The organism is Nonomuraea ceibae (assembly GCF_019396325.1).
Lineage (GTDB): Bacteria > Actinomycetota > Actinomycetes > Streptosporangiales > Streptosporangiaceae > Nonomuraea > Nonomuraea ceibae.
The window spans coordinates 1-4,210 of the sequence record NZ_JAHKRO010000231.1 but is presented as its reverse complement, the minus strand read 5'-3'; the positions used below and the strand labels follow the sequence as shown (position 1 = coordinate 4,210).

General features: G+C 71.2%; 3 protein-coding genes. 2 read left to right on the top strand and 1 reads right to left on the bottom strand.

The window, feature by feature from the left end; translation table 11 throughout:
- Positions 1 to 156: 156 nt before the first annotated feature.
- On the bottom strand, positions 157 to 2,688 hold the full coding sequence (pepN, locus tag KME80_RS49615) for an aminopeptidase N (RefSeq protein WP_219520011.1): 2,532 nt from the start codon (positions 2,686 to 2,688) through the stop codon (positions 157 to 159).
- 90 nt (positions 2,689 to 2,778) lie between these two features.
- Here pepN and KME80_RS49610 point away from each other — a divergent pair, with 90 nt between their 5' ends.
- Together KME80_RS49610 and KME80_RS49605 are read left to right on the top strand one after the other, a co-directional pair.
- Positions 2,779 to 3,399, top strand: a complete 621-nt coding sequence (locus KME80_RS49610; RefSeq protein ID WP_219520008.1) for a mycothiol-dependent nitroreductase Rv2466c family protein — start codon at positions 2,779 to 2,781, stop codon at positions 3,397 to 3,399.
- 103 nt (positions 3,400 to 3,502) lie between these two features.
- A partial coding sequence (locus tag KME80_RS49605; protein WP_219520005.1) for an aldehyde dehydrogenase family protein occupies positions 3,503 to 4,210 on the top strand: 708 nt, incomplete at its 3' end.

Sequence of the window (4,210 nt, the reverse complement as noted above, 5' to 3'; positions counted from 1 at the left end):
GAGCCGAAAGTATTCCTCCCGCTCAGCCCGGAGCTTCTTCGCCCCCTGCGCCTTGCGCACCTTGCGGATCTCGAAGTCCATCGCATCCCCTGAAGTGGGGTGTTGCAACGAACCCTAGAACCCAAGCACGGCCTTCCGGGGTCTGTGTGCGGGGGACTAGGAGGCGTCCCGCGCCTGGTTGCGCAGCGCGCGGCTGACGCCGTCGGCGCCCTCCAGGATGAGCCGGCGCAGAGCCTGCGGCGGCTGCTCGGCGGCCAGGTAGTCGCGGGCGGCCTGGACGGTCGCCTCCTCGATGATCAGCGTCGGGAAGCAGCCGACCGCGAACGTCGACGCCTGGTCGAACGTCCACTCCCGGTAGATCCGCCCCACTTCGGCGAAGTACTTCTCCCGGTACGGCTCCAGCAGCTCGGGGTGGTGCGGGTCCTGGAAGCCGCCGATCGTCGTACGGGCGATGTGGTTGGCCAGCTTGCCGCCGATGATCCGCTCCCAGGCGGCGGCCTTGGCCTCGGCGGTGGGCACGGCGGCCCGGCACTGCGCCGCCGACCGCTCGCCGGTGGCCGTCGGGTCGCGCTTGAGCTCGGCCTCGATGTCGGCCTCGCCGAGCTTGCCGCCCACGACGAGCGCGTTGACCAGGGTCCAGCGCAGGTCGGCGTCGACGGTCAGCCCGTCGGGCACCTCGGAGCCGTCGAGGATGGCCGCCAGCATGGCCAGGTCGGCCTCGGAGGTGGCCACCGGCGCGAACGCCTGGAGGTAGGCGAGCTGGTGGTCGGAGCCGGGCTCGGCGGAGCCGATGAGCGAGCGCAGCGCGTCGGCCAGCAGGGCCAGGCCCTCGCCGCGCCAGGCGGGCTCGGCGTACTGCTGGACGGCCTGCCGGGCCTGCCGCAGCACCGCCTGGAGGACCGTGAGGTCCTTGACGGTGGCGATGCCCGAGATGACCAGCTTGACGTAGTCGCGGGTGGACATCTCGCCGTCGCGGGTCATGTCCCAGGCCGCCGACCAGCAGAGCGCGCGCGGCAGCGACTCGGTGAACGCCGCGATGCCGCCGTCGACGAGCGTGCGCAGCGACCGCTCGTCGAGCCGGATCTTGGCGTAGGTGAGGTCGTCGTCGTTGACGAGGACCAGGTCGGGCTGCTCCTCGCCGATCAGCTCGGCCACGGTGGTGCGGGCGCCGACGACGTCCAGCTCGACCCGCTTGGTCCGGGTGAGCGCGCCGTCGCGCAGCGCGTACAGGCCGATCGCGACGCGGTGCGAGCGCAGCGTCGGGTAGTCGGCCGGGGCCTCCTGCAGCACCTCGAAGGAGGTGAAGCGGCCGTCGGCGACCTCGAACGACGGGCGCAGCGTGTTGACCCAGGAGGTCTCCAGCCACTCCTTCGACCACGACGACAGGTCGCGCCCGGAGGTCCGCTCCAGCGCGCCGAGCAGGTCCTTCAGCTCGGTGTTGCCCCAGGCGTGCTCGGCGAAGTAGTCGCGCACCCCGGCCAGGAAGTTGTCCAGCCCGACGTAGGCGACGAGCTGCTTGAGCACCGAGGCGCCCTTGGCGTAGGTGATGCCGTCGAAGTTGACCTCGACGGCCTGCATGTCGGGGATGTCGGCGGCGATCGGGTGGGTGGAGGGAAGCTGGTCCTGGCGGTAGGCCCAGGCCTTCTCCACGTTGGCGAACGTGGTCCACGCGCCGCCGCCCCACCGGGTGGCCTCGGCCTGCGCGAGCACGGACATGTAGGTGGCGAACGACTCGTTCAGCCACAGGTCGTCCCACCAGCGCATGGTGACCAGGTCGCCGAACCACATGTGGGCCATCTCGTGCAGGATGGTCTCGGCGCGCCGCTCGACGACGGCGTCGGTGACGCGGGAGCGGAAGACGTAGTCCTCCAGGAACGTCACGCAGCCGGCGTTCTCCATGGCTCCGGCGTTGAACTCCGGCACGAAGAGCTGGTCGTACTTGCCGAACGGGTAGCGCACGCCGAACACCTTGTGGAAGAAGTCGAACCCCTGCCGGGTGACCTCCAGGATGTTGTCGGCGTCGAGGTGCTCGGCCAGCGAGGCGCGGCAGTAGACGCCCAGCGGGATGCCGTCGTGCTCGGAGGTCACCTTGTGGTACGGGCCCGCGACGAGCGCCGTGATGTAGGTGGACATGACCGGCGTGGCGGGGAACGTCCACTGCTTGGCCCCGTCGCCGGCGGGCTCGAGGCTGCCCGCGGCGGCGTTGGAGACGACCTCCCAGCTCTCGGGAGCGCGCACGGCGAGCTGGAAGGTGGCCTTGAGGTCGGGCTGGTCGAAGCAGGCGTACATGCGGTGCGCGTCGGCCGTCTCGAACTGGCTGTGCAGGTAGACGTTCTGGTCGACGGGGTCGACGAAGCGGTGCAGGCCCTCGCCGGTGCGCATGTAGGCGCACTCGGCCTCGACGCGCAGCTCGTTGGCGGCGGCGAGCGAGGGCAGCGGGAAGCGGCCCTGGTCGGCGTCGTAGCTGCCGGGGTCGAGCTCCTCGCCGTTCAGCGTGACCTTGCGCACGCGCGCGCCGTGCAGGTCGACGAAGGTGGAAGCGCCGGGGCTGGTGCTGCCGAAACGGACCGTCGTCACGCTGTCGAAGCGCTCGTCCCCCGTCGTGAGGTCGAGTGCGACCTCGTACGACTCGACCTTCAACAGCCGGGCCCGCTCGCGCGCTTCGTCCCGGGTGAGGTTGCCTGCCAAGTTGCGCTCCTTTTCACCACTTCGTTGGGGTTTGTCGGTATCCTGCCACGCCAGGAATAGGACGCCGACCTCCCCAGGTTATGACCACACATGACTGAGAAGACTCCTGTGGATCTCTGGTTCGATCCTTTCTGCCCGTTCGCCTGGGCGACGTCGCGGTGGCTGGTAGAGGTCGAGAAGGTCCGTCCCGTCGAGGCGCGCTGGCACATCATGAGCCTCAACGTGCTCAACGAGGACAAGGACGTCCCGGAGGCCTATCGGGAGCAGATCGCCAAGGCCATCGGCCCGGTGCGCGTCGTCGCCGCGGCGGCCGCCAAGTACGGCGACCACGTCGTCGGCCCCCTCTACACCGAGCTCGGCACCCGCCTGCACAACCAGCGCGCCATCGACCGGCTCGACGACCTGCGCGCCACCGTCGAGGACGCCCTCGCCGGCGCCGGCCTCGACCGCGAGCTCGCCGCCGCGATGGACTCCGACGCCCACGACGAGGCCGTACGGCGCTCGCACAACGAGGGCATCGGCCTGGTCGGCCAGGACGTCGGCACGCCCGTCATCCGCGTCGGCAGCAACGCGTTCTTCGGCCCGGTGATCAACTCCATCCCCAGGGGCGAGGACGCCGGCCGGCTCTGGGACGGAGTCCTGCTCGTGACTGGCTTCGAGAACTTCTTCGAGCTCAAGCGCACCCGCGACGGCTCGCCGCGCTTCGACTGAACACCCCGCGCCGGTAGAAGAAGCTGCGTCCGGGGGTGGCAGTGCTCATCCCCGGATGAGTGCCCGCCTCGCATTGTGACGCGGAGCACGCCAGGATGGCGTCATGCGTCAGCTTTACATCGGCGGTGCCTGGACCGCCTCCGTCTCGGGAGAAGCCGTCGAGGTCGTCAACCCGGCCACCGAGGAGATCATCGACCGGGTGCCCGCGGGCGCGTCCGGAGACGTCGACGCCGCCGTGCGCGCGGCCGCGCGGGCCTTCCCCGCCTGGTCGTCGCTGCCGCCCGCCGACCGGGCCAAACTGCTGGCCGCCGCGGCCGAGCTGCTCGTGCAGCGCGCCGACGACATCGCCAGGACCATCGCCGCCGACATGGGCTCGCCGCTCGGCTTCGCGCTCAAGGTGCAGACGCTCATGCCCGCCGGCGTCCTGGCCTCCTACGCCCAGCTCGCCGAGACCCACCCGCGCGAGACCCGCGTCGGCAACTCGCTCGTCGTCAAGGAGCCGGTCGGCGTCGTCGCCGCCATCACGCCGTGGAACTACCCGCTGCACCAGATCGTCGCCAAGGTCGCCCCGGCGCTCGCGGCCGGCTGCACGGTCGTGCTCAAGCCCAGCGAGGTCGCCCCGCTGGCCGCCTACGCGCTGGCCGACATCCTGCACGAGGTCGGCCTGCCGCCCGGCGTGTTCAACCTGGTCAGCGGGCGCGGCCCGGTCGTCGGCGAGGCCCTGGCCGCCCACCCGGCCGTCGACCTGGTCTCCTTCACCGGCTCCACGGCGGCCGGCCGCCGGGTCGCCACGCTGGCCGCCGACGGCGGC

Excerpts from the sequence above, each read along its gene's own strand:
- KME80_RS49610 (WP_219520008.1), top strand. The coding sequence starts at position 2,779 with ATGACTGAGAAGACTCCTGTGGATCTCTGGTTCGATCCTTTCTGCCCG.